Raw genomic sequence first — 25,294 nt, 5'->3', positions numbered from 1 at the left:
AATATGTATTTCAAGGGAACAAAAACAGTCAGGGGCATTTATATGCTTGCCCTCGTCTTTTGCATATGTGGGGTATGCTTCAGCTCTTTTGCACAAACGCCAAAAACCATCGACGGGCACCCGGCGTGGATAATGCAGGGTAATATTTACGAAGTAAATGTCCGTCAATATACCAAAGAGGGAACTTTTAAAGCATTTGCCAGGAGTCTCGACCGCCTGAAGCAAATGGGTGTGCAAACAATATGGTTCATGCCCATCAACCCCATCAGCAAGGTCGACCGCAAAGGTTCGCTGGGCAGTTACTATGCTGTTTCAAATTACACTACCATTAATCCTGAATTCGGGAACTTTGATGATTTTAAACAGGTAGTAAACCAGATTCATGCAAAGGGTATGAAGGTGATCATCGACTGGGTACCTAACCATACCGGGGCCGATCATTACTGGCTCAAAAAATACCCCGATTTTTATGTAAAAGACAAAAATGGCAAGGCCGCTATCCCCTATGGCTGGGACGATACCCGCCAGCTGGATTACAAAAACATAGTGATGCAGGACAGCATGATCAATGCCATGAAATTCTGGCTGGTGAATACCCATATTGATGGCTTCCGCTGCGATGTGGCCTGGAACGTCCCTGAAAGTTTCTGGAAAAGATGTATAAGCCAGCTACGCAAGGGTCGCGACCTATTTATGCTTGCCGAAGGCGATAAGGATTACCTGCACAGGAGTGGTTTCGATGTTACCTACTCATGGGATATGTTCCATAAAATGATCGACGTGGCGAAGGGTGCTGCGCCTGCTTTTGCGCTGGATAGCATCAAAGCCAAATATGACAAGGAATACCCAAAGAACGGCCTTGAACTGGGCTTCACCAGCAACCATGATGAAAACAGTTGGAACAAGGCTGATTTCGGTACTTTTCCCGGCGCTTCACATGCGCCGTTCGCAGTTTTTTCGGAAACATTCTACCACAGCGTTCCGCTGGTTTATAGCGGACAGGAAGAGCCTGTATTACGTGCCATCAAATTTTTTGACAAGGACCCGATGGGCTTTAAGAATTTTGCAAGGGCGAAGTTTTACAGAACATTGCTCGATCTCCGTAAGAACAATATTGCGTTATCGTCCGATGCCTCGTTTACCAAAGTAGTTGCAGGCGATCCGAGGGCTGTATATGCTTATGTGCGTTCTAAGGCCGGCAAAAAAGTGTTTATCGTTCTTAACCTTTCATCTAAGGAGCAAACCATCAGTGTGAAAGACAAATCACTGTATGGCAACCCTTATAATGTGTTTATGGGCAACAAGGAGCCGCTTTCGGGCAAGCCATGGAAGATAGAGCCCTGGGGTTATGTCATCTATCAATATTAGCGGGCTGTCATAAAAACACCTTGCTATTGTCGCTTTTAACCCTTTGCTGCCAACATAGGGGGGTTAACTTTGTATTACATATACACCAAAACACAAACCTATGTTAAAGGACAGCAAAGCATTCAGCAGTTTTTCGGTAGATGATATTGAAAAGGCTAAAGACTTTTACCAGGACACGCTCGGCCTGGAAGTGAAAACCGTCAAAATGGGGATCGATCTGCTCGAGATACATACCTCCGGCAACAACCCGATCATGGTCTACCCGAAAGAAGACCATAAACCCGCCACATTTACGGTACTAAATTTCCCGGTAGACGACCTGGAGAAAACTGTTGACGAATTGATAGGCAGAGGCGTCAAATTCGAGCAATACGATTGGGGCGATATGAAGACCAACGAGAAAGGCATTATGAAGGGTGATGGCTACGGCCCGGACATCGCCTGGTTTGCCGACCCGGCAGGGAATATTATCGGGGTGATGACGAGGGATAGGTGATCAGTTAACTGACTATTAGTTAATCAGTTATTGCCCTGGTTTGTCTGAACCAGAATTTAAATATGTGAAATTGTGTTAATTCTTTAATTCCATAAATTCTGGTTCGGACAAATTAAAGACTCAAGACTTCCGGCTCAAGGCTTTCGACTTCCTTCCCTACCACAAACCTGTTACAATCACCCGCTTGCTTAGCAGCGCAATTTTGCGCAATATTGTTTTTCAATATTAACTGATCCGCGATGAATAAACTTTTCCTCACCGCCATACCGCTGGCGTGTGCCTTTACGGTAAATGCACAAACCGCGTTAACCGTCAAAGATTATGAACGGGCCGAAAGCCGCCTCAATTACGGCACCGAACCTTATATTGACAATGCATCCGTGCGGCCCAACTGGTTACCGGGCGATAAGTTTTGGTACCGGGTACTGACAGCAGACGGCAGCCAATTTGTACTGGTTGACCCGGTAAAGAAAAGCCGTACAGCGGCTTTCGACCATGCAAAGCTGGCGGCTTCACTTTCTACCGCTACGGGCAAGCAATACACCGCGGCTATGCTGCCTTTTCAAAGCATTAGTTTCTCACCGGATTATAAGTCGGTTATTTTTCGGGCCGACGGGCAGCAGTGGAAATGCGACCTGGCAACCTACGCCTGTACTAAAGATGATTCTAAAATAACTCCCGCCAGCGCAGGGCAAGCGGGCGGGCGTCGCCGGGGAGGTGGCCTGGAAGTGCCATCGCCCGACGGTAAAAAAACAGCGTTTATTAAGGACTGGAATTTATGGATAAAAGATGTGGCCACGGGTAAAACATCCCAACTGACCACCGACGGCTCAAAAGATTACGGCTACGCCACTGATAACGCCGGCTGGAAACACAGCGACGGCGCCGTATTAAGGTGGTCGCCCGACTCAAAAAAAATAGCGACTTTTAAGGACGACCAGCGCCAGGTTGGCGATATGTATTTGGTGAGTACCAATGTGGGACATCCTGTTTTGAAAGCCTGGAAATACCCACTGCCCGGCGATAAGGTTATACCGATGATAGAACGCGTGATCATCGAAGTGGATAACCCGAAAGTGATCAAACTACAGGTTCCGGCCGACCCGCACCGGGCTACGCTGAGCGACGATATTTCAAGCAGCGGCACTTTTGACGATAACGACTGGAGCGACGACGGCAGCCAGCTGGCCTTTGTATCTACCTCGCGCGACCATAAGCAGGAGAAATTCCGCATAGCAGATGCCACTACGGGTGCCGTGCGTGAAGTATTTGAAGAAGATGTAAAAACCCAATACGAATCGGGTTGGGGGGCCATCAACTGGCGCTACCTGCCAAAAACCAAGGAGATAATCTGGTTTTCGGAACGTGATAACTGGGGGCATTTGTATTTGTACGATGCCACCACGGGTAAAGTAAAAAACCAGGTCACCAAAGGCGAATGGGTAGTTACCCGGCTGGTAAAAGTGGACGAAAAAAAGCGTGAGCTTTATTTTGATGCCGATGGCATGGATAAGGTAAACCCTTATTTTACCCATTTCTGCAAGATCGGTTTCGATGGTAAACACCTTGTGGATCTGACGCCCGACGCAGGCAACCACCAAATATCTTTCGCACCCGATGAAAATTATTTTGTAGATACCTACTCGCAGCCCGATGTACCGCCCGTTTCCGCGGTGCGCGATATGAACGGAAAAATGCTGGCAACACTCGAAAAAGCCGATGTATCAAGGCTTACGGCTACCGGCTGGCATGCCCCTATCCCCTTTTCGGTAAAGGCGCACGATGGTAAAACTGACATTTACGGATTGCTGTTTACCCCGGCCAATGCCGACCCGAACAAGAAATACCCCATCATCGATTATATCTACCCCGGTCCGCAGGGGGGCAGCGTGGGTAGTTGGTCGTTTGCAGCCTCCCGGGGCGACTGCAACGCGCTTACCGAGTTGGGTTTTGTGGTGGTGCAAATTGAGGGCACCAGCAATCCGCTGCGTTCCAAAAGCTTCCACGACATGAGCTATGGCAATATGGCCGAAAATACCCTGCCCGACCAGGTAGCGGGCATCCGCCAGCTGGCGCAGAAATATACTTATATCGATACCAATAAAGTAGGCATCTGGGGGCATTCGGGTGGTGGTTTTGCTACGGCATGCGCCATGTTCCGCTACCCGGACTTCTTTAAAGTGGGTATATCCGAATCGGGTAACCACGATAACCGCAACTACGAGGACGATTGGGGCGAACGCTACGACGGGCTTGTTACCAACTCTGACTATGACGCCCAGGCCAACGAGAACTACGCCAAAAACCTGAAAGGCAAGCTATTACTGGCCCACGGCCTGATGGACGATAACGTTCCGCCAACAAACACTTTGCTGGTGATAGATGCGCTGGAAAAAGCCAATAAGGACTACGACCTGATTGTGTTCCCGAACAGTCCGCACGGCTATGGTCAGTTCTCGCCGTACATGATGCGCCGCCGCTGGGACTATTTTGTGAAAAACCTGGCAGGCACTGAACCACCGCACCAATACCAGTTACATGCCAAACCCGACCCAAGGAACTCGGCACGCGGCGAATAAAATATTGTTTGATTGATTGTTTGTTAAAGCGGCCGGCGTAATGCTGGCCGTTTTTTTTGTGGATGTGGCAGGGTTAACATGGTTAACACAATTTGTCGGTTTTTCAAAGCAACAAGTTGATCATCAATTAGTTAAAAATAATCGGTGTTAACCATAAATTTTCCGTTTTTAATAGAAACTATTTTCGCCACGGCAGATAACTGCATTTTTGCACCTGTTGCGAACTTGTCATAACACCAAGTGTTTATGGTAACTTTCCCTTCGGGGTGTTACACAAAAGTAAAAACCAGGTTACCAGCTATTTACTTATTACACTAATACCCGCCTTAGTGTTAACCTGCATCGTCGCCATGAACACTAAGGTTGCTTGTTAATTGACATACAGTGATTTCGAAAAAAGCATCAAAACACCCTTTTCAGGCAACACCAGGCGGCAATTATCACTTTGAAACATTTAACATACCAGTTATAACAAATTGTTGCTTTTTTTGCGCGTTAAACAGGCTTCGTGTAACAGGTTTTGTGCATATTAAAAAGTAAGAATGCCCGGGAATAGTACACTATACCTGTTCAAGAATTCAGTGCTGCATTCTCAACCGCACAGCGAACTTAAGATAGAAACTTAAAACCGCAGGGCCATTAATTACATCCCCGGTTTTTTTGCGGAGGCTAATAAGCTGACATCTTCCAGTTCCAAAGATGTCACCATGTTTTTTACCGTTTCTTTATACTTTTTAAAATGTGCCGATCCAATATGCTGCTGGTAGGCCACAGTATCGGCATATATTTCGAATATGGTGATATTTTCCGGGTGCTGTTTGTCGGCTACGGCATAGTAACTCAGTACGCCCGGTTCCTCCTTGATGGCAGCATTCATTTGCTCGTTAAGGGCCGATCTGTAACTGTGTAATTGAGCGGGATCGACCTTTATTTTGGCTATCCGGTACATCCTGTTATCTTGCGCCATAACCTTTGTGTTTATCAGCAGCAACATCGCTATAACAATCGAAATATAAAATATCCTGGCTTTCATATTTCTAAGGTAGAGACATTTTTCAACAAAAACTGCGCCGATGGCTTTAACCGCCCCGGGGTGCCTGAGAACAAATTAATCAAATATACTCAGCTGCTTGCGCTGTTCGAAGTTTTTAGCCCCCGCTGTTCGAAGTCTCTGACTTCGAATTGATATGCCAGTAGTCTTCAGAGGAGACTATATATATATTCAAAATTAAATTTTACAAGTCACTTGCTTAAACTAAATAATTAGTTTATCTTTAATCATTCACGCTATTAAACCGCAACTCATGATAAAAAACATCCTTAAAACGGCGTTCCGCGGGCTTGCCAAAAACAAAGGTTTTACCGCTATCAATGTGCTGGGGTTAGCATCGGGCCTGGCCATTTGCCTGCTTATCACTTTTTACGTATTCGATGAGTTAAGTTATGATAGGTACAATATAAAAGCCGATAGGATCTATCGCTTAAATACCGATCTGAAAACCGGCGGCAGCACTACCCAATTTGCAATAACTGCTCCCCCGGTTGGCGAAGCCATGGTGAGCGAATTCCCCGAAGTTGAAGGGTCGGTACGTATAGCATTGGCCATCAATATCCAGTTTAAAAAGGGCGATGAAATCATAACTGAAAATAAAGCGGTGTACTGCGACCATTCCATATTCGATATTTTCACGCTGCCCATGCTTTCAGGCGACCCTAAAACTGCTTTAAAAAACCCGAACGCCATCGTGATCTCGGAATCAGCCGCTAAGAAATATTTTAATACCACCAATGTTATAGGGCGAACGCTTATTTCCGTCAATAACGAAAACAGCCTGCACAAAATAACCGGCGTTATTAAGGATATGCCTGCCCAGTCGCATTTCAGGGCCGATTTTTTCCTGGCGCTGGATGCTAACCAAAGCCACAACTGGATGGGGTTCAGCTTTAATACCTACATTTTGGTTAAACCGGGAGCAGATGTCAAGCGCCTCGAATCAAGATTTGACGGCCTGATACGCCGGCACATGAATACCGACAGCTTCAGTTATGATAAGTTTGCCTCGGGCGGCGATTTTATCAGGCTAAGCCTGACACCGCTTACCGATATTCACCTAAAATCAAACCGCCAGCGCGAACTAAGCGCCAATGGCGACATCCAGTATATCTACATATTTTTGGCCATAGCCGTGTTCGTGCTGGTGCTGGCCTGCGTCAATTTCATGAACCTTTCTACCGCCCGGTCGGCCAACCGTGCGCGCGAGGTAGGTGTGCGTAAGGTTTTAGGTTCGCCGCGCAAATACCTTGTCGCCCAGTTCCTGTCCGAATCTGTGCTTGTTACGCTTGCATCCTCCGTCATCGCTATACTGCTGGCCTGGGCATTGCTGCCTTTGTTCAATCAATTATCAGGTAAGGATATGGCCCTGTCGCTGCAAATTTTCAGCTGGCTTATACCCGCGCTGCTGGTCATTGTTTTTGTGGTGGGCGTATTGGCCGGCGCTTACCCGGCATTCTTTTTATCTGCTTTTCAACCCATCAGCGTTTTAAACGGCAAATTATCGTCAGGTTTCAGGGACAGCGCACTCCGCAGTTTTTTAGTGGTTTTCCAATTTTCCATATCCATTTTCCTCATCGTAGGCACGCTGGTGGTTTATAACCAACTGAGTTATATAAAAAGCAAGGACCTCGGCTTTAACCGCAGCCAGGTGCTGGTTATAAAAAATGCGAACGCCGTAAGTAACCCCAATACGCTGCGGCAGGAGATGAAGCACCTGCCGGGGGTGATCAACGCTTCGTTAAGCAGTTTTTTACCTACCGGCGTCAATCGCTGGCCAAACCAGCTTAGCCTCTCCTCCGGCAGTTCGGTGCAATCCGAATTGTGGACGGTGGACGAGAACTACCTGAACACCATGGGCATGCAGCTGACCGAAGGCCGGAATTTTTCGGATAAGTTCCTGTCCGATTCATCGGCCATGATCATTAACCAGACCGCAGCAAAAAAATTAGGTTATAAAGGCGATCCGACAGCCCTGGTAAACAAACGCTATCGTATCATCGGCGTGGTAAAGGATTTCAACTTTTCTTCGCTGCGCGATAATGTTACGCCGCTGGCTATGGTGATGGCGCCCGACTGGATGGCATCGCTAAATGTAAAATTGCAAACCGGGAATTTGCCGCAGCTAATGGAACGCATTGAAAATAAATGGAAAACACTTGCCCCGGGTCAGCAATTTGAATATTCATTTATGGACGATGATTTTAACGCCATGTACAGCAACGAGCAACGTATGGAGAAACTCTTTTTTATTTTTACGGCCCTTGCGCTCGGTATAGCCTGTTTGGGTTTGTTTGCCCTGGCAGCTTACGCAGCCGAACAGCGCCGGCGCGAAATTAGCATCCGCAAAGTTTTGGGTGCCAATGTATCCACATTAGTGTCCCTGCTCTCCAAAGATTTTATCAGGTTAGTTTTGATCGCCATATTTATCAGTGTGCCTTTAGCTTGGTGGGTAATGCATCAATGGCTGCAAAGTTTTGCTTACCGGCAAAATATACCGTGGTGGGCTGTGGCATCGGCAGCTACCGGCACAATCATCATTGCTTTTGCAACCATCAGCTTTCAATCAGTTAAAGCGGCAATGGCAAAACCGGTGGATAGTTTGCGGGGAGAGTAGTAAATCACCCCGCGTACGATCTGATCAGGCCCGTCAACTCCTCCAGGTCAAATGGCTTTGAAAGAAAAAAGTCGGCACCGCACATGGCAGCCAGTTGGGACAAGTTCACCACCGCCGATATCAATACTACCGGGATATGTTTAATAGATGCATGGCTTTTTATCTGGCGGCAAATGTCGCCGCCCGAAATAATAGGCAGCATATGGTCAAGCAGTATCAGTGCCGGATCGAGCTCTTCGATCTCAGCAAGCGTTACATGCGAATCTTTCGCTACTGGCTCAACACCCTGCGATACAGCAATATGCTGCAATACTTCCAGGATATCATGATCATCGTCTACGATTAATATTTTTTTTCGCATAAATAGTATCAGGGGCCGGAAAATAAATATTTTAATTAGCAACCCCGCTTGGGGATTAAAGTTTTACCTGTTAATGATTTTTTATACAAAAAAATAACCGGTTAAGTTTGCGTCCCGACCTTTTATGCGGCGCTTATGCTTGTAACCGCCGATATTATAATTTAAATAAACCTTTTATGTAAGGTTTCTCGCCGCCGGCCGACCAAGCAATAAAACGAGATCAGTTATGAGATATTATGCAGCCGTTATCCTGCTCGTAGTGGCATTTGCTTCGTGCAAAAAACACAGCGCCCCAACGCTGGCTCCTACCGTAAAATTAGAAGAGAAAGTCGACACCACTTTATCCACACTGGAAAAAGATGGCGGCGGCTTTATCAGCCGGTCGGCCTCGGAGGGTGTTTCGGGCAATGTCAAAATATATTCTACCAACGGCCTGTACGAGGTGGCACTGGTTGATTTCAAGTCGTCAAACGGTCCCGCATTAAAGGTTTACCTCAGCAAGGAGATCAACCCCATTAATTTCGTAAGCCTGGGTTCGCTCAAATCAACCATGGGCGACCAGTTGTATGATGTTCCGTCTTCGGTCAATATCAATGATTACCAGTATGTGCTCATTTACTGCGAGCAATACAGGTCGTTATACGGCTACGCGAAATTAACCAATTAGTGATGAAGTATTTAATTGTGCTCGCACTGTCGGCGTTAACAGTAACGCAGGGCTATGCACAGGGCTGCAGCGACGCTGGTTTTTGTAGTCTTGGCGTATTGAAAAACTATACCGAAAGCCCGGCACGCCATACCCTAAGCATCGGGAGCAGCTATGGACTGGGCGAAGGCAGCACCAGTACAATAAACCCTTACCTTGAGTATGGCGTAAAGCCTAACGAACATTTTTCGTATTCAGCCAAAATAACCGCAACCTATGCTACAGGCTTTTTGGGCAGCGTGTTTGACGCCGGCGATCTGTATGGCAATGTAACCTATTCGTCCAAAACAGCCTCGGGGAACACTGTCAATTTCATTGGCGGCATTAAAATACCGCTTACATCATCAAACGATAAAAACAGTGCAGGCATGCCGCTTTCCCTGGATTACCAGTCAAGTATAGGCACTTACGATGTTATCGGCGGGGTTAATTATATCGTCCATCAAACATGGGAATTTGATGCCGGCTTGCAGGTACCCGTTTATCAGCATAACAAAAGCACGTTTTTCCCGGACGACTATACCGATCCGCGTACCGCTAAGTTCGCCCCTACAAACAATTTCAGGCGCAACAGCGATGTATTGGGGAGGGTTGGCTATTACATCAGGCTTAACAGCTCGTTTATGCTGAAGCCAAATGTGTTGGGTGTTTATCATTTAGGGAGGGATACGTACGAGGACAGGTCGGGTGTCCGGCAGGCGATCGACGGTTCAAAAGGGATCACCATCAACGGCGCGCTGACAGCGGTAAAAACCTTCAGAAACAAAAGCTCGCTCGAGATAATTGCCGCTACGCCTTTTGCTGTACGCAGGATACGCCCGGATGGGCTGACGCGCGACCTGGTGGTCAACCTGCAATATTCAATAGCATGGTAGCCGGCCAGCGGTAATTTTGCCCAATTCTAATCCCCGGAAAAAAATTTTAAAATCTTTTTGTCCCCCATCCGTCTTTATAAGGTAGATGAAACGCAGACTACCATTTATTTTGCTGGCATGGATCGCCAGCGATATTTACTTTTTCCAGGCCGTAAGGACCCTCACTTCAAACGAATTTGTTTTAACCGCCTATTGGCTCATAGACTTACTGATCGCATTCGGCTTTGTTTACCTGGTCACGAGGGGCAGGGGCGGCGAACGATCGCAAAGGCTCATTGCAGCGCTGATGGCTTTAACTTTGCTGGTTTTTGTGCCGAAAATATTTGCTCTCCCTGTTTTGCTGGGCGAAGATATAACACGGCTGTTCAGGCACTTCCCGCCAAGAAGCACGTGGGTTAGCGAGCTGGCCATGTTTGTAGCGGCAGTTCCGTTCTTCAGCCTGATGTACGGCATGACAGGCGGGCGGCACCGCTACAAGGTACACCGCATTACGTTGAAATTCCCCGATCTGCCCGACGCTTTTGACGGCTTTACCTTAACACAGCTTTCGGACATTCATGCGGGTAGCTTTACCAGCCGGAAGGGTGTGGAAAAAGGCATCAGCCTGGTGAATAAGCAAAATAGCGATATGATCCTTTTCACAGGCGACCTGGTGAATAACAAGGCCAGCGAAATGGACCCATGGAAGGACACCTTTGCCAAACTACAGGCGCCCTATGGCAAATATTCCGTATTGGGCAATCACGACTACGGCGACTATACCCGCTGGGAAAGTGAAGCCGCCCAGGCTGCCAACCTGCGCGACCTGAAATCCGTGCATAAAGAGATCGGTTTTGAGCTTTTGCTGAATGATTCCGTTGCGATCAATAAAGACGGGCAGGACATCAGGCTGATCGGCGTAGAGAATTGGGGAAAGGGCGGCTTTCACAAATACGGCAGCCTGGGCAAGGCGACGGCCAACGTAGCCGATGATGATTTCAAGATACTGATGTCGCACGACCCATCGCACTGGGAGGCTAAAACACTGGAACACGAAAAACACATCAACCTTGCCCTGGCCGGGCATACACACGGTATGCAGTTTGGTATTGAATTGTTCGGCTTTCAGTGGAGCCCGGTGAAATACATGTACCCGCAATGGGCCGGCTTGTACGAACGGAACGGAAAGTACCTGTATGTGAACAGGGGATTCGGATTTCTTGGTTTCAAAGGCAGGCTGGGAATATGGCCCGAAATAACCGTCATCACCCTGAAAAAAAACACCGCGTAATAACGACGAGGCAAGGTTTTTTGGAGACATTTCGGTAAACTTGTGCATGCACGAAATACTACTGCTATGCCTTGGGCTCATCTTTTCTGTTTCGTTACTGGCCGTCGTAGCGCGTAAGCTGCGCATTGCCTATCCTATTTTCCTGGCGCTGGCCGGGCTGCTGCTTGGTTTTTTGCCGTGGGTGCCCATTATACCAATAGACCCCGACCTGGTGTTCCTTATCATCCTGCCTCCTATTCTTTACGATGCGGCCCAGAATATCTCGTTAAAGGCCCTCTGGAAGTGGCGGCGTATTGTCACCGTAATGGCCATTGGGTTTGTGTTGCTTACTGCCACAGCAGTAGCGTTTGTGGCCCGCTGGCTCATACCGGGATTTACCTGGGCCGAAGGCTTCCTGCTGGGCGCCATCATCTCTCCTCCCGACGCCGCTGCGGCATCAGCCGTACTCCGGTATATCAGGATGCCAAAGGCAATCGTGTCGATACTGGAAGGCGAAAGTTTGTTAAATGATGCCACCAGCTTAACTATTTTCCGGTTTGCGCTTATCGCTATCAGCTCCAGCAATTTTGCTTTTCACCAGGCCGTAACGGGTTTTCTTTTTGTCAGCGTTTCAGGTGTTGCCATCGGAGTTGTGTTCGGTCTGATATTTTATGCCATTTACAAATGGATGCCCACCACGGCTAACCTCGATGTCGCTTTGTCTTTCGTGTTGCCCTACCTCATTTACCTTACGGCTGAAGGGCTGCATTCGTCAGGCGTACTGGCTGTGGTAAGCGGAGGGTTATACATTTCGTACCAGAATCATTTTGTATTTTCCCATACCAGCCGTCTCAAAGCAAATGCCATCTGGCCGGCCATTGTGTTTATTCTGAATGCTGTGCTGTTCTTCCTCATCGGCCTGCAATTGCCGGTTATTATGGAGGGCATCAGCAGCATGTCAGTTGCCGGGGCGCTCAAAATAGCGCTTATTATAACCTTCGTTATCATTGTCGTGCGGATGGCAGCCGGGTGGTTTTCCGGCATATTTACCACCTTCATCAGCCGCTATATAACTGTGGCACAGAGCCGGCCCGGGTGGCGAAATCCCTTTATTGTGGGATGGGCGGGTATGCGTGGCGTGGTGTCGCTGGCATCGGCGCTGGCTATACCCCTGACAATGTCTAACGGGCAGGTTTTCCCTTATCGCAACCTTATCCTGTTCATCACTTTTGTCGCCATCGTCATTACCCTTGTCGGCCAGGGCCTGGCGCTGCCGTGGATAGTCCGCAAAGTAAAACCCGAATATTTTTCAGAAGCTAAGACCGATGAGCAACAGATAGTAGAAATTGAGATCCAGTTACAAAGAGAAGCCATCGGCTTTATGAAGGAAAACTACGCGGACGACATAAAAAAGAACAGGCTGCTGAAAAACCGGCTCGACCTGCTCGAATGCAAAAGCGATCTGTACAAGGATGCGGATACACAGGACGATAAGCGGGGCTTGCTGGGCAAACTCACCAAACATTACAAAAAGATAATGGTGCTGGTTACCGAACATCAGCGGCGCGAACTCCACACCTTCCGGCGTAAGGACCATTATGACGACGATATCATCCGCCTGATAGAACGGCGGCTCGACCTGGAAGAAGAGCGGCTTGAGGAGGATGCAGAGTAACGGCGGGAATTATCGAAAACCTTATATTGCACTTGAAAACCTTCCTACAATGCCTAAGATAAAACGACGCGAATTTATCAGATCAACCATCGTAGCCGGTGCAGGCGCTGCCCTTGCTCCGCAATTGGCTTTTGCCGCTACGAACATTCCGGTCCCCAAAAAAATTATTGTTGCCGGTGCAGGCATAACCGGGCTTTGCTGCGCCTATGAACTGATGAAGGCCGGGCACGATGTAACCGTGCTTGAAGCCTCGGGAAGGTACGGCGGGCACGTATTTACCGGGCGCGATGGCCTGTCGGATGGGTTGTATGCCGATTTCGGCGCCGACCATATCACCAAACCCGGCTACGAGAAGTTTTTTGAGTATGTCGATGAGTTCAGGATTGAAGCCATCCCCTATCCCAATGCCGAAGGGTCGGAACATGCTTATGATAAGAACGCCCTGAAAATGATCGGCGGGAAATTTTATACCGCTGAACAGCTAAAGGACCCGGCAGTGCTGACAAAAATGGGTTTCAATGAAAAGGAAATTCAGTTTCTTTCAAAAAATTCGTTTTCCGGATTGAATGACCTCTATGTAAAGCACTACACCGATAAATTCACCGACCCGTACCAACCCTTCGGCGTGGGTTATGACGAACTGGATAAGATACCGATAGCAGATATCTATAAAAAGGAAGGCGCTTCTGCGGCGGCGCTGGGTGTGATGGGCGGCAAAGGTACGTCGGCGCTTTACTACCTGTGGCGGTTATCGCTGATGTATTCGCGTGGTATACCCTTGTCCGAAGGTGAAACCTTTCATTTAAAGGATGGTAACGAACAGTTGCCCATTGCTTTTGCCAAACGATTAGGTGATAAACTAAAGCTGAATAACCCAATAACAGCCATACAGCACAACGCGCAGGGCGTAACCGTTACATACAAGTCGTACGGCTCGGACAGGGAGAAGCAAATGAGCGCCGATTTCCTGGTCAATTGCATTACGCTACCTGTTTTCCGGAATATCCCGGTAACTCCGCCCCTTTCGGCAGCCAAACAATATGTGGTTGATAACCTGGCCTATTCCTCTCATCCGTTCTTTGTATTTGAGGCGGCTACTAAATTCTGGCTCGATGACGGCTATCAAAGCATCAACATGGAATTTGAGCACCCCGATATTTATTCCATCTGGCAGGAAACCAATCACGTGGATACAAGCCGTATCATTTTAAAAGCATTCGGGCCAAGCGGCGTCTCGCCGCAAAGGGTGCTGGCAGCTTTCAGGGAAGTATATCCCGGCAAAAAAGACACCATAGAACAGGCCCTGACGCTCGATTGGTCGAAGGATCGCTATGCCCCGGTATGCGAGATGGAACCTTTCCCGATAGGTGAAATGCATAAATTCTGGCCGCAAATTATGCTGCCCGAGGGGCGAATTTATTTCGCCGGGACCTACGCCGATAACATGAGCCGTGGTATGGAATCGTGTATCCGTTCGGCGCAGCGGGTGGCGCAGGAGATAGCTAAAATATGATGGCAAAACAGTTTCTGTTTATTCTGCTGCCATTCGCACTGGCAAGCATGTCGTACCGGCAGCAACCGCAAAACCATGCGCCGGTTGTAAAGATCATCGCGCCCGCAAACAATGCCGGGTTTAGTCCCGGGGCGCAGGTAAGCTACCAGGTAAGTGTGGCCGATAAGGAAGATGGCGACACCAGGTACGATGAGATCAATGTCAAAGAAATAGTGCTGGAGCTGCAATATGTGAAAGATAAGGCAAAGGCCTCAGCCATGGTGAATAAACCCTTTGACGATGCGCCGGGGCTGGCCGTGATGCGAAGTTCCAATTGCTTCAATTGTCATGATTTCAACGGAAAATCCATAGGTCCATCCTTTTTGGAGATCAGCAAGCGCTATCCTGCCACCACAGCCAATACCGACTCATTGGTTAAACGCGTAAAAGATGGCTCGGCGGGGATCTGGGGCCTTCGTGAAAAAATGCCGCCCCATCCCGAGTTATCTGCGCAGGAAATCAAAAGCGCTATCCAGTGGATATTCAAAAATGCCGCCGACCAGGGTATGATGTATTATGATGCAACGCCCGGGATCATCCGCCTGCCCGCTATCAAAACGGGGGCCTATGTGCTAACTGCAAGTTACACCGACCACGGGATAAAAAACACCGCTGAAAAACATTTGACGGGTTATGACAGGATTGTGATCGTTGCTAAATAAAACAGCGGCCAATAACTCAGCCGCTGTTTTATTCCGGGTATAATGGCTATTCTCAGTCGCGATCATAAAAATGGTCTTCATTGAAATGGCGGTGCCGGTAAAACTCGTCTTCTTCTCTCGAGGCAGTGTCCGCCGGCTCCAGGATTTTCCTTATCGCTATTTCTGTATGCCTGGATAAATGGCCCTTCTCGTATAGCGGAAGCGAGTCGAGCTGTTGGGCGCTTATTGTGGGAATGTAAACCACATTGCCGTCATTCGCCGGGTCGTAGGCATCAAAAGCCGGATCGAGGTGCCTTTTCCTGCTGGCTGCTTTTGTATAAAGCTCGGCTATGCCTATAGGGATCAGAACTTTCCTGTCTTCGTCCAGTTTCAGTTCATTATTATCAAGGTCAGCTACAATATACCTCACCTTTCCATTGTCAGGGTCGAACAGGAGGTCGTCTACCTCGCCTGCCTTCCGGCCGCTGCGCGTGCGTATGGTCCAGCCGGTGATATCGGGCTGTCCGTCGGTTATCTCATATCCGCTGCCATGGAGTTCCTCCAGGCGGGTTGCTACTTTTTCATGCGTTGTCATAAAATGTACTTTTTAAGATTAACTATTTATTTAAGCGCAACGGAATCAGTGGCAGTACGGGTCGTATCTGTTGTTGTACTGGTTGAATCCGTTGTTGTGGTTGTTGTAGACGGTAATCCGCCGTATTGGCGCTGGTATATAAATGCTGCTGCAATGATGATAATGATGATGATCACCAGCCAGAGCCACCAGTTACTGCTTCGCCTGGGTTTTACTTCTAAATGGGCCATAATTTGATCGATTGGTTATTGAATAAACAAGCGAACCAGGATTAGTTTTTGATTTTTAGAATTTTATGGAATGATAGATTCAGTAAACGATCTTACTGAACGGGATGCCAACAGTAAAGCCCACGGCTGTTCTATTAAACGGAAGAGAAGTGTTTTTGATGCTATTCGTGATGTCGGAAAAAAGCACCTGGGCTTCGAATGTGATGGCCGGAACGGTATTCTTATCGATCAGTACGATGGGTATCCCTAAAATTCCGTTTATGGCATGATAGGTGCCAAAATTCTTTTCGATGCGCAAACTTAATCCAAAGTGCGAATCGAACGGAAGATAGGCCAGTTTGGCTGACACCACAGGGGTTATAAAGTTTTTGTATTGACCGGTGAACAAATTGCCCTGGTTTAAGAATAGGGCATTTTCTGCTACGCTGGTTTCCCCAAAGGCATCCGCATGAAATAGTAACCCGCTTTGAACGGAATTGTTGATCCAAAACTTCCCGTTCAGCGTTAAGAATAACCGGCCGAATTTGGTGCTTTCCCAAAAACGGGTATGCGTTACAGATAACTCTGCGGGATAATTCTGATGCCTGCTTGCCGCGGAATTTACATCGGCGGCTATCATAAACTTTTGTGTAATGACCGGAATATAAACGCCTGCGGTGGTCCAGTTATCCGTTACCAGGTCGAAATTGTTGGTATTGATAAGCAGTGTAGCCTGTTGTTCCGAAAACTTTTGAAGGTATTCGGCTCTCAGACCTGCGTAAAAATCCTTTCTTAATTTAGCCTTTACCCCATCTAAATTTTGCCCGGGCACTTCAGCTTGCCCGATCGAATCCAGCCCATGCTCAAAATCTGTGGCTTTTCGCTTCAGATCTGTTGCAAGGCTATGCACAATCTCGGCCCTTTGGGCATCCATCGTCATTTTCTGGCTGCCGCAATTGTTGTAGTAAGTTCGGGGCGTACCCATCCAGGTATGCTGCACCACAAAACCGAGCCTGTTGTCATAATATTTATTGGAAAACCTGGCCGAATACGTATTGGCGATATTTACCCTGGCGCCCAGCACAAAAAACGACCGGACCCAATCGTCGCTGTCAACCAGCTGATGGAAATTATGATCGATAGCAATGCTGCCCTCCGCCGCATTTAGTACAACATAATTTTTATAAAGCGACAGGTCGGTCCCGTCGGACAGGTATGAGCTTACCTTGTTCGACAGGAAAATGTTCATCGCCTTATTCGAAATAAGCATCCCCTGCCCTGTATTGCAGGGCGTATTGGTTACTTTCGCATTGATCGCGGTTAATTCGGCTACTATTTGCGACGTTGACTGCGCCCCGGCCGGGACGACGATGAACAGTGCCGCAACCACGGCGACCGCCCTGGCTATTATCAAACCAATATCCTGTCTAAACCCCATTGCGCCAAAAGCGGATTGTTAAACACTTTCATCGTATCCGCATCTAATAGCCTGTTACGGGCCTCTATCCATTTATCAATGCGGTCGCCATACATATTTTCCAGCCGCTGCGGGGTCAGTTCATTTACTTTTCCCCAATGGAACGTAAATGGAATGCCTTCGTCTTCGAGTCTCTTCCAAACTTTCGTGTAGAAACTGTATGTCGTATCTGAGAACGGCGCATCCAGTTCCATCACGCATGAACGTTCGAAACGCGTAAATCCCAGCGTGGCGGAGGATTGCTTAACAAACCGGAACGAAAATATACCCGTAAACGGACCGATATCATTATTGATACTTAGCATCAAATCGGCTACCTGTGGAGCGTTTTCGGCGGAAAAACTTACTGCGGCGCTCAACAGCTTTCCGCGCAGCGTAGTATTATCAAATATTTGCGCATGTGTGCCAAATTGTTTTTCAAAAAGTGTCAGGCTGGTTTTTATTACCGTATTCACCAGCGTCGAATTCAGGTTTGGGAACAGTTTGATAAGCGCGCTCATAATAGATGCGGCGTCATCCCCCGGCCCTATTCCCGATGCATTATCCGCCGGGCCCTGGTAATTGGGCCGGTACGGGCGTTTGTACATCGAAGTAACGTACGCCCCATGATCCATGTCGTATGGGTTTAACAACACCGAAAAATGGAAGGGCCGTTCATTACCGCAGGGCATGGCCGGTGTGGTATTGTTACTGAAATCCAGCGTGCGCATAACGGCCTTTAACGAGTCGTCATAATTGATCCTCGTCATATAGGATTCGAGCAGAAACTTCTCTTCTGTTTCGATCATCACCCCATGAATGATACCGAAGCTGCCGAAGCTTACCAGCGCCGCATTGAAAAGTTCGTCGTCCCTGATCAATTCAGTTTGAAGGTTTTGAATAAACGAATCGGATACCACCGGCGCCGATGCACGCTCAAGATATACATGCCTGTTTGGGCCGACGATAAGGTGCAGGCCCACCACAAATTCGGGCGTGGCGCCAAAATCAAATGCCGAACCGTGTGTGCCGGTACCCAATACCCCGGCTATGGTTTGCCCGTTACTTGCGCCCGATGTTTTAAGCGAGCGGTCGAGCGGCTCAAGATATTGGTTAAGTTCCCATATCCCATTCCCGCTTTGGGCGAATACCAGGTACGCCGGGTCGCCGGTATACGCGGGCGAAACGCTGTTGGAACTGATATTGAACACCGTATTAAGGGGTTTCGTATCCAGCATAATGCCGTTATTTACGGTCGCTATCTTCATCCACGACCATCCCCCACCCAGGGCCCGCAGAGGGGTTTGGCTGGCAATGGCATCTGTTATTATGGCCTGGTAGCCTTTGGTGGCATCGTTATAGCTGTTAAGCGCGTTCATAGCGGGTTCGTTCCCCAATTCGTACAGGTCCTTGATATTCTCTACGAAGGTTTCATGGCGGTTCTCCCAGGTTTTTGCACCGGTTTTGATCACTTTCATGGCTGTAAATTTTAAAGGTCACCTACTTTTTTACATGGTTTGGCACATTTCCATTCAAGGCGTGTCGGGCTCCAGATGCCCAATGTGATTACGGTTATAAGCGAATAACCAAAGTTGTTTTTGACGGTAACTTCGGCCATGCCGTTCGCCCCCAGCGAATCGCATATCGGCGTAGTTACCCTCTTGGGGCTTTGCAGGGCGCCCCACAGGAAGAAATTAACTGTTTGGCCCGAGGTTTCGGTGCCGGCCTGCGCGTGGGTAGTTACCCGGGCAGTATAGCAACTGCTCATCATTACGGTAAGCGACAGGGCAATAAAGAATACGGAAAGTTGCGATCTCATACGAGTTAAAGGTTAATTAAACTTTGCGGATACTATAAGTTAAATTTAAGCACAAACAATTGATATTCAATACAGTGAAAACCCTGTATGTGATGCGTATTTTTACGCTTTTTTGCGTTTATTGATTAACTTCGGTAACCAAACCAATGTAACCTTCCATGAGAAATGAATCACTAAAAGGCTTATTGATCTGCTTATTGGCAGGCAGCACGCTTTGCAATGCCCAAACAGGGAGGCCCCTGATGACGCTACAGCAGTTTGATCCGCAATTTGCGACGGTAGTCAGTAAAAATGCAAAAGCTAAAATATTGGCCGACGGGTTTTTATGGAGTGAAGGACCGGTTTGGGTCGAGAAATATAAAATGTTCATTTTCTCCGATGTGAAAAAGAATGTGATCTACAAATGGACGGCGGCAAAAGGGAAAGAAGTTTACCTAAGCCCCTCGGGTTACACGGGCAAGATCCCGCGTGGCGGCGAACTGGGTTCGAACGGTTTGGGGTTGAACCTTAAGGGTCAGCTGGTGATATGCCAGGACGGCGACCGGGTGGTGTCGGTCATGGATGCGCCACTGGATAAGCCAAAACCCAAATTCATCAAAATAGCGACAGGGTACGCGGGCAAAAAATTTGACAGCCCCAACGACCTGGCTTTTTTAGGCAATGGCGATATTTATTTTACCGATCCGCCATACGGTCTCGAAAAAAATGTGGACGACCCGCTGAAAGAAGCTCCATACCAGGGTGTTTACCGCATTTCGGCCACAGGTAAAATAACTTTGCTTACCGATACGCTCACCCGGCCAAACGGGATAGCATTTTTCCCCGGTGGCAAAACCATGCTTATAGCCAATTCGGATCCAAAGAAGCCCTACTGGTACGCTTATGACCTGGACAGAAAGGGGTTACTAACGCATGGGAGAATATTTTACAGCGCCATGGCGGCTTCCAAAACTGCCGAAGGTATGCCTGACGGCATGAAGATAGACAGGCAGGGGCATGTATTTGCCACCGGGCCGGGTGGTATCTGGGTTTTTAACCGATCGGGAAAATTACTTGGCAAAATGCTGATCAACGACCTGGCATCCAACTGCAGCCTCTCGGCAGATGAGAAAACGCTTTATGTAACATCGAATCACCGGGTATTAAAGATCGATATGCGGTGAACTGTACGGGTAAATATTCATTTTAAAACGTGGGAACGCGTCATTAGGAAGGAAGTTTTGCGGCCAGATTCTATTGCAGGTGTTTTCGAACAGCAGGTTTAACATTAAAACAATTCATTTATTTTTATACCAAAATAGGAAATACCAAACTGGCTATCTATGGCAATCCACTTCGACTCGTTCATCAATTTGGTTTTTATTGGCTTCGTTGCCCTCTTCCCTGTTGTTAATCCCATTGGTACAGCATTTATTGTAAGCCCATATTTCACGGAACTATCCCGCAAGGAGCGACTTAACGTCGTAAAAAAAATTACATTTTATTCCTTTGGAATTTGTGCAGTTACGCTATTTGCCGGCCATTGGATATTAGAGCTATTCGGACTGTCCATACCAATCATTCAGCTTGCCGGCGGAATTATGATATGTAAGATCGGCTGGCAATTTCTTTCGTCCGACACCCCTAAAGAAACACCGGCTGACGCACCTCAATTAGATCATATTCCGCAGATCGAAAACAAGATCTTTTACCCTATTACATTTCCTATTACTACAGGAGCAGGTACTATCGCCGTTCTCTTTACGCTGAGCGCCAACAGTGCAAACAAAGACATTTCGGTTTATTTGTTGAATGTTGGTGCGCTGTTGGTGTCGGTAATTGGAATATGCATACTCATCCTGGTGTTTTATTTGAATACCAACCGTTTAATAAGCTACATCGGCTCTCATAACGAAATCATCATCAATCGTATAATGGCTTTCCTGATATTTTGCGTGGGCCTGCAGATAGCGTCGGGAGGAATTATCCATCTGATAAAAACAGCTTTTTCTTTACATTAATGACGAAAGGGCCCTGCCCCGGACTCGCGGTCATGACTTCAGGGTTTGCCTCCGTGCCGGGCCGGAATGGTAGCTATATTTATCACAGGCTTTACTTGTCCGCACAGAATAGTTGTTCAGGATTTAGGCCGCGCAAGACGGTAATTAATATCAAAGAAGTATGAAAGAACTATTGACTTTTTAAGTACTATTCCCGACCCATTGTTGCCATTAAATCGGAAAAAATATTAACATTGCAATATGAACGATCTTAATACAGCTGCACCCACCGACTTTATAAGCCTATTGGACGACAGCAATAATGTTATTTTTAACATGACTATGGAGGACGCTGCTGAAGCAGTGATTTCGGGCGATGCTGCAAGGGTACGACAGATAGAGGGACAATTTGCAATAGTAAAAAAAGTGGGGCAGCAGGTTTTCCTGGCGCGTTCCATTGGCAGGCCTATGCGCTATTTCCTGGCCAAGCAAGTAAGCGGCCCCTTGCTTATTGTAGCCGAGCGGATAGATGAAATTTACGAGTACCTGAAAACTAAAGGGTTGCACACCCAGTTCCACCCATCATATACCAGGATGGTGCCCGCACATTATGTGGTGCGGTTGGAAGTAATCGGCTGCCCCGATCCTAACCCTGTTTACACGCGATATTTTGAGCCTAAAAGGAATAGTTTAACAAATGACCTGGATAAAATCGGCAAAACCTATATAGAGGCGCTGGCTAACGAATGCCAAAAATGGCTGATGTCTATACCTGAGAAAGAACCCATAGGCGTCCTGTTTTCGGGGGGGATTGACAGCGGATCGGTTTTCCTGGTGCTTTATCACCTGATGCTTAAACTTGGCCTTTCGCCGCAGCGGCTGAAAGCCTTTACCCTGTCGGTAAACAATGGGCCCGACGCAGCCCAAGCTCACGAATTCCTGGATAAGTTGGGCCTGTCTATTTTTTTGGAGGTGATCGATGTGCCACAATCGGCAGTTGATTATAAAGAAGCGATTAAAGTAATTGAGGATTATAAACCCCGCGACCTTGAATCGGCCACGATGGCCCTGGCTTTGTGTAAACAAATACGCAAACTATACCCCGAATGGAAATATCTTGCAGACGGCGACGGTGGTGACGAAAACCTGAAAGATTATCCAATTGAAGAAAATACAGAACTTACCATTCGCAGCGTATTGAATAATATGATGCTTTATCAGGAAGGCTGGGGAGTTGACAAGATCAAACATTCGCTAACGTATTCCGGCGGGCAAAGCAGGGGGCATGTTCGTTCTTATGCCCCATGCCGGTTATTTGGATTTAAAGGCCTTAGCCCATACGCCTTGCCTAACGTCATTGAAGTTGCCGAAGGTATCCCTTTCATACAATTGACAAATTGGAGCGAGGAAACATTATATGCACTCAAGGGAGAGATTGTGCAGAGGGGCGTGAAAGCCGTTACAGGTTTGGAGATGCCGGTATTTGAAAAGCGCAGGTTCCAGCTTGGTGCTGCGTCCGAAAGCACGTTTAAACAGTTGTTTCCGCAGGATGAAATGGAATACCGAACCTATTTTAATTCACTCTATGCATGATAATCGGGAAATTGAAAGGCTTCGTCCGCATAAGAACTTTTCGAGTCCCGATATACCTTATCATTTCCTGCATGAAAACGAACCTGCCGCCAATGGACAACTACAAAAGGTAAACACCATTTTCCTTACCGGTAAGGAGTGTGCGTTTAAGTGCCTGATGTGTGATCTCTGGAAGAATACCTTAAATGAGCCTACCCCTCCGGGAGCCATCATTAGACAAATAGATTATGCATTAGCCAGGCTGCCCGGAGCGGATGTAATTAAGCTGTATAATAGCAGCAACTTCTTTGACCAAAAGGCGGTTCCTCCGGCGGATTATCAGGGAATAGCTGAAAGGCTTCGGCATTACCAAAGGGTGATCGTCGAAAATCATCCGAAACTTTGCGGTGAGGCCTGCCTGGAATTTAATGACATGCTTAATGGAACCCTTGAAATAGCCATGGGGCTTGAAACTATTCACCCGGACGTGTTGCCCAGGCTCAATAAACAAATGACCGCCGAAGACTTTAAACAGGCTGCGGCATTTTTAATAAGTCATAAAATCGATGTACGTGCATTTGTACTGCTAAATCCCCCCTATCTTACCGGTAGACATGAAAATATCCAATGGGCATTTAACACCGTAAAGTTTGCCTTCGAGAGCGGAGCCGGGTGTTGCTCCATCATCCCTACCCGTCCGGGCAATGGTATTATGGAATTGCTTTACGAACAGCAGCATTATATACCCCCGACATTGGACATGCTGGAAGAAGTATTTGAACGTTCCCTACACTTACAGCTCGGCCGGGTCTTTGTTGACACCTGGGATATTGGTTTTCTTTCCAATTGTCCAATTTGTTTTGAAAGCAGGAAGCGTCGCCTGGAAGCCATGAATTCCGATCAAACATTTCACCAGGGGATAGCCTGTAGCTGTCATTTAGGTCATGCGTGAAACCCAGCATCATCATTACGATATTTTAGTGGCTGGGGGTGGCTTTGCCGGCTCCCTTACCGCGTTAATTTTGCATAGCCAGGGCTTTAAGGTTTGCCTTATTGAAAAAGACCAGCATCCCCGTTTTGCCATCGGCGAGTCGTCAACGCCTGTAGCCGACATGCAATTGCGCGACATTGCAGTAAAATACAATTTGCCCTGGCTGTATGATTTTTCGCGCTATGGCAGTTGGCAGCAATCGCATCCCGAAATCGTTTGCGGTCTTAAAAGAGGTTTCAGCTTTTTTAAGCACTATCCCGGGAAAGATTTTATTACCGATGCGGATCATAAGAACGAACTGCTTGTTGCCGCAAGTACGGACGACATTCAATCGGACACGAATTGGTTGCGTGCTGATTTTGACGCCTTCCTGGTAAGCAAAGTAAAAGAAACCGGGATCACCTATTTAGACCTTACAAAAATTACATCCGGAAAAAGAACCCCGGATTGGGAATTTGAATGCACCCGGCCCGGAGAGACCCTGGCAATTCACACCGCCTTTTTTATAGACGCTACCGGCAATGGCATTTTGCTTGATCAGCTGCTTGGCGTCAAATCCGCATCTGATAGTTTCTTAACTGATTCATTCGCCGTGTATTCTCATTTCAACGGTGTTGCCAGGTGGACAGACATACTGAAAAAAGCATGTATTACTACTGATGATTTTCCGTATGACCCGGACAACTCTGCCCTGCACCAAATTTTGGATGAAGGCTGGATATGGATGCTGCGGTTTAACGACAAGCGTACCAGTTTTGGATTCGCGCTTAGTGGCCGGGAGCAGTCGTTAAAGGGGCTGCAAACCGATGAACTATGGGATATCATGTGTAAGAAGTACCCGGCGATTAATAACATCTTAAAAGACAGCAAACTTGCCCACGCACCCGGCAAAATAATACAAACGGGCAGGTTACAAAGAAAGATAGCTAACTGTTTTGGACCAGGATGGGCAGCACTTCCACATACCGCCGGCTTTGTTGATCCCTTGTTCAGTTCAGGCATCGCGCATTCACTTGCAGGCGTACAGAAATTAACCGTTATCCTCAAAGAGAATTTTAACGATCCTGAATCACTGTATACAGATCTAAAGAAATATGAAGATGCGGTTTTTGCGGAACTGAAATTGATTGACCGGCTTGTCGCAGGCTGTTACCTCACCATGGCTCATTTTGAGATCTTCAACGCCTGGTCGATGCTATATTTCGCAGCAACTATTGCTTATGAGCAACGCCTTTTGCAGAAAAAGCCGCCCGGGTATTTCCTCGGTGCCGATGATACTTACATTACAGATATGGTGCAGGAATCTTATGCAGATCTGTTGGAAATAATCGATTGCCAACAACCATCTGATGAAGATATTAAGCGCTTTACCAAACTCGTAAGAGAAAGGATAAAACCAATAAATACGGCCGGGCTGCTCAACCCATCATTCAAAAACATGTATCGCCACACAGCAGCAGCGCTATAATAGAATATCTGAAAACTCCCGCCTTCGGGTGTTAT

At 47.5% G+C, this 25,294-nt stretch carries 22 protein-coding genes; 15 read left to right on the top strand and 7 right to left on the bottom strand.

Features of this window, described 5'->3' with window-relative positions:
* Nucleotides 1-3 precede the first annotated feature (3 nt).
* The 3 genes from FRZ54_RS14775 (at nt 4) to FRZ54_RS14765 (ending at nt 4,443) form a co-directional block, all read left to right on the top strand.
* Complete coding sequence (locus FRZ54_RS14775) at nt 4-1,368, top strand: alpha-amylase family glycosyl hydrolase (protein WP_147032355.1); 1,365 nt, start codon at nt 4-6, stop codon at nt 1,366-1,368.
* Nucleotides 1,369-1,468: 100 nt separating this feature from the next.
* Entirely contained in the window at nt 1,469-1,864 is a 396-nt protein-coding gene (locus FRZ54_RS14770) for a VOC family protein (protein WP_147032354.1), read from the top strand.
* Between the two features lie 239 nt (nt 1,865-2,103).
* Nucleotides 2,104-4,443, top strand: a complete 2,340-nt coding sequence (locus tag FRZ54_RS14765; RefSeq protein ID WP_147032353.1) for a S9 family peptidase — start codon at nt 2,104-2,106, stop codon at nt 4,441-4,443.
* A 643-nt stretch (nt 4,444-5,086) separates the two neighbouring features.
* On the opposite strand, the gene FRZ54_RS14760 is transcribed toward FRZ54_RS14765, so the two are convergent.
* The gene (locus FRZ54_RS14760; RefSeq protein ID WP_147032352.1) at nt 5,087-5,476 is read right to left on the bottom strand and encodes a putative quinol monooxygenase; all 390 of its coding nucleotides are present in this window, start codon (nt 5,474-5,476) and stop codon (nt 5,087-5,089) included.
* 271 nt (nt 5,477-5,747) lie between these two features.
* On the opposite strand from FRZ54_RS14760, the gene FRZ54_RS14755 reads away from it, so the two are divergent.
* Entirely contained in the window at nt 5,748-8,111 is a 2,364-nt protein-coding gene (locus FRZ54_RS14755) for an ABC transporter permease (RefSeq protein WP_147032351.1), read from the top strand.
* Between the two features lie 4 nt (nt 8,112-8,115).
* On the opposite strand, the gene FRZ54_RS14750 is transcribed toward FRZ54_RS14755, so the two are convergent.
* Nucleotides 8,116-8,472 carry a response regulator gene (locus tag FRZ54_RS14750; protein ID WP_147032350.1) on the bottom strand — a complete coding sequence of 119 codons (357 nt, stop codon included), beginning with the start codon at nt 8,470-8,472 and terminating at the stop codon, nt 8,116-8,118.
* Nucleotides 8,473-8,698: 226 nt separating this feature from the next.
* On the opposite strand from FRZ54_RS14750, the gene FRZ54_RS14745 reads away from it, so the two are divergent.
* From FRZ54_RS14745 to FRZ54_RS14720, 6 genes are all read left to right on the top strand, one after another.
* The gene (locus FRZ54_RS14745) at nt 8,699-9,139 is read left to right on the top strand and encodes a DM13 domain-containing protein (RefSeq protein ID WP_147032349.1); all 441 of its coding nucleotides are present in this window, start codon (nt 8,699-8,701) and stop codon (nt 9,137-9,139) included.
* Nucleotides 9,140-9,141: 2 nt separating this feature from the next.
* Nucleotides 9,142-10,053 (top strand): hypothetical protein, encoded by a 912-nt coding sequence (locus FRZ54_RS14740; RefSeq protein WP_147032348.1) that lies wholly within the window; start codon nt 9,142-9,144, stop codon nt 10,051-10,053.
* 85 nt (nt 10,054-10,138) lie between these two features.
* Entirely contained in the window at nt 10,139-11,323 is a 1,185-nt protein-coding gene (locus tag FRZ54_RS14735) for a metallophosphoesterase (protein ID WP_147032347.1), read from the top strand.
* 46 nt (nt 11,324-11,369) lie between these two features.
* Nucleotides 11,370-12,977: a Na+/H+ antiporter gene (locus tag FRZ54_RS14730; protein WP_147032346.1), complete on the top strand. Its 1,608-nt coding sequence runs from the start codon at nt 11,370-11,372 to the stop codon at nt 12,975-12,977.
* A gap of 49 nt (nt 12,978-13,026) precedes the next feature.
* Nucleotides 13,027-14,490 (top strand): flavin monoamine oxidase family protein, encoded by a 1,464-nt coding sequence (locus FRZ54_RS14725; RefSeq protein ID WP_147032345.1) that lies wholly within the window; start codon nt 13,027-13,029, stop codon nt 14,488-14,490.
* The gene (locus FRZ54_RS14720) at nt 14,487-15,191 is read left to right on the top strand and encodes a c-type cytochrome (RefSeq protein ID WP_147032344.1); all 705 of its coding nucleotides are present in this window, start codon (nt 14,487-14,489) and stop codon (nt 15,189-15,191) included. Before FRZ54_RS14725 ends, FRZ54_RS14720 begins: the two co-directional genes overlap by 4 nt.
* Nucleotides 15,192-15,243: 52 nt before the next feature.
* Here the strand turns inward: FRZ54_RS14720 and FRZ54_RS14715 are convergent, their stop codons facing one another.
* The 5 genes from FRZ54_RS14715 to FRZ54_RS14695 form a co-directional block, all read right to left on the bottom strand.
* On the bottom strand, nt 15,244-15,765 hold the full coding sequence (locus FRZ54_RS14715; protein ID WP_147032343.1) for a PRC-barrel domain-containing protein: 522 nt from the start codon (nt 15,763-15,765) through the stop codon (nt 15,244-15,246).
* Between the two features lie 26 nt (nt 15,766-15,791).
* Nucleotides 15,792-15,995, bottom strand: coding sequence for a hypothetical protein (locus FRZ54_RS14710; protein WP_147032342.1), 204 nt, complete (start codon nt 15,993-15,995; stop codon nt 15,792-15,794).
* A 79-nt stretch (nt 15,996-16,074) separates the two neighbouring features.
* A complete protein-coding gene (locus FRZ54_RS14705) occupies nt 16,075-17,412 on the bottom strand; it encodes a hypothetical protein (RefSeq protein ID WP_147032341.1) in 1,338 nt (445 codons plus the stop codon).
* Complete coding sequence (locus FRZ54_RS14700) at nt 17,385-18,908, bottom strand: FAD-binding protein (protein ID WP_147032340.1); 1,524 nt, start codon at nt 18,906-18,908, stop codon at nt 17,385-17,387. Before FRZ54_RS14700 ends, FRZ54_RS14705 begins: the two co-directional genes overlap by 28 nt.
* 11 nt (nt 18,909-18,919) lie before the next feature.
* Nucleotides 18,920-19,249, bottom strand: coding sequence for a Bor/Iss family lipoprotein (locus FRZ54_RS14695; RefSeq protein ID WP_147032339.1), 330 nt, complete (start codon nt 19,247-19,249; stop codon nt 18,920-18,922).
* 158 nt (nt 19,250-19,407) lie between these two features.
* Here FRZ54_RS14695 and FRZ54_RS14690 point away from each other — a divergent pair, with 158 nt between their 5' ends.
* The 5 genes from FRZ54_RS14690 to FRZ54_RS14670 all read left to right on the top strand — a co-directional run bounded on the left by FRZ54_RS14690 (nt 19,408) and on the right by FRZ54_RS14670 (nt 25,259).
* Nucleotides 19,408-20,412: an SMP-30/gluconolactonase/LRE family protein gene (locus FRZ54_RS14690; protein WP_147032338.1), complete on the top strand. Its 1,005-nt coding sequence runs from the start codon at nt 19,408-19,410 to the stop codon at nt 20,410-20,412.
* Nucleotides 20,413-20,571: 159 nt separating this feature from the next.
* Entirely contained in the window at nt 20,572-21,249 is a 678-nt protein-coding gene (locus FRZ54_RS14685; protein WP_147032337.1) for a MarC family protein, read from the top strand.
* Between the two features lie 240 nt (nt 21,250-21,489).
* Nucleotides 21,490-22,821 (top strand): asparagine synthase-related protein, encoded by a 1,332-nt coding sequence (locus tag FRZ54_RS14680; protein WP_147032336.1) that lies wholly within the window; start codon nt 21,490-21,492, stop codon nt 22,819-22,821.
* Nucleotides 22,814-23,752 (top strand): radical SAM protein, encoded by a 939-nt coding sequence (locus tag FRZ54_RS14675; protein ID WP_147032335.1) that lies wholly within the window; start codon nt 22,814-22,816, stop codon nt 23,750-23,752. The genes FRZ54_RS14680 and FRZ54_RS14675 overlap by 8 nt, the downstream gene beginning before the upstream one ends.
* Complete coding sequence (locus tag FRZ54_RS14670) at nt 23,745-25,259, top strand: NAD(P)/FAD-dependent oxidoreductase (RefSeq protein ID WP_147032334.1); 1,515 nt, start codon at nt 23,745-23,747, stop codon at nt 25,257-25,259. The genes FRZ54_RS14675 and FRZ54_RS14670 overlap by 8 nt, the downstream gene beginning before the upstream one ends.
* Nucleotides 25,260-25,294: the final 35 nt, after the last annotated feature.

This window comes from Mucilaginibacter ginsenosidivorans, from assembly GCF_007971025.1.
GTDB lineage: Bacteria > Bacteroidota > Bacteroidia > Sphingobacteriales > Sphingobacteriaceae > Mucilaginibacter > Mucilaginibacter ginsenosidivorans.
The sequence above is the reverse complement of the archived record's forward strand: the minus strand, read 5'-3'. Positions and strand labels throughout refer to the sequence as shown.

Coding starts and splice junctions, on each gene's coding strand:
- FRZ54_RS14775 (WP_147032355.1), top strand. CDS start 4: ATGTATTTCAAGGGAACAAAAACAGTCAGGGGCATTTATATGCTTGCC.
- FRZ54_RS14770 (WP_147032354.1), top strand. CDS start 1,469: ATGTTAAAGGACAGCAAAGCATTCAGCAGTTTTTCGGTAGATGATATT.
- FRZ54_RS14765 (WP_147032353.1), top strand. CDS start 2,104: ATGAATAAACTTTTCCTCACCGCCATACCGCTGGCGTGTGCCTTTACG.
- FRZ54_RS14760 (WP_147032352.1), bottom strand. CDS start 5,476: ATGAAAGCCAGGATATTTTATATTTCGATTGTTATAGCGATGTTGCTG.
- FRZ54_RS14755 (WP_147032351.1), top strand. CDS start 5,748: ATGATAAAAAACATCCTTAAAACGGCGTTCCGCGGGCTTGCCAAAAAC.
- FRZ54_RS14750 (WP_147032350.1), bottom strand. CDS start 8,472: ATGCGAAAAAAAATATTAATCGTAGACGATGATCATGATATCCTGGAA.
- FRZ54_RS14745 (WP_147032349.1), top strand. CDS start 8,699: ATGAGATATTATGCAGCCGTTATCCTGCTCGTAGTGGCATTTGCTTCG.
- FRZ54_RS14740 (WP_147032348.1), top strand. CDS start 9,142: ATGAAGTATTTAATTGTGCTCGCACTGTCGGCGTTAACAGTAACGCAG.
- FRZ54_RS14735 (WP_147032347.1), top strand. CDS start 10,139: ATGAAACGCAGACTACCATTTATTTTGCTGGCATGGATCGCCAGCGAT.
- FRZ54_RS14730 (WP_147032346.1), top strand. CDS start 11,370: ATGCACGAAATACTACTGCTATGCCTTGGGCTCATCTTTTCTGTTTCG.
- FRZ54_RS14725 (WP_147032345.1), top strand. CDS start 13,027: ATGCCTAAGATAAAACGACGCGAATTTATCAGATCAACCATCGTAGCC.
- FRZ54_RS14720 (WP_147032344.1), top strand. CDS start 14,487: ATGATGGCAAAACAGTTTCTGTTTATTCTGCTGCCATTCGCACTGGCA.
- FRZ54_RS14715 (WP_147032343.1), bottom strand. CDS start 15,765: ATGACAACGCATGAAAAAGTAGCAACCCGCCTGGAGGAACTCCATGGC.
- FRZ54_RS14710 (WP_147032342.1), bottom strand. CDS start 15,995: ATGGCCCATTTAGAAGTAAAACCCAGGCGAAGCAGTAACTGGTGGCTC.
- FRZ54_RS14705 (WP_147032341.1), bottom strand. CDS start 17,412: ATGGGGTTTAGACAGGATATTGGTTTGATAATAGCCAGGGCGGTCGCC.
- FRZ54_RS14700 (WP_147032340.1), bottom strand. CDS start 18,908: ATGAAAGTGATCAAAACCGGTGCAAAAACCTGGGAGAACCGCCATGAA.
- FRZ54_RS14695 (WP_147032339.1), bottom strand. CDS start 19,249: ATGAGATCGCAACTTTCCGTATTCTTTATTGCCCTGTCGCTTACCGTA.
- FRZ54_RS14690 (WP_147032338.1), top strand. CDS start 19,408: ATGAGAAATGAATCACTAAAAGGCTTATTGATCTGCTTATTGGCAGGC.
- FRZ54_RS14685 (WP_147032337.1), top strand. CDS start 20,572: ATGGCAATCCACTTCGACTCGTTCATCAATTTGGTTTTTATTGGCTTC.
- FRZ54_RS14680 (WP_147032336.1), top strand. CDS start 21,490: ATGAACGATCTTAATACAGCTGCACCCACCGACTTTATAAGCCTATTG.
- FRZ54_RS14675 (WP_147032335.1), top strand. CDS start 22,814: ATGCATGATAATCGGGAAATTGAAAGGCTTCGTCCGCATAAGAACTTT.
- FRZ54_RS14670 (WP_147032334.1), top strand. CDS start 23,745: ATGCGTGAAACCCAGCATCATCATTACGATATTTTAGTGGCTGGGGGT.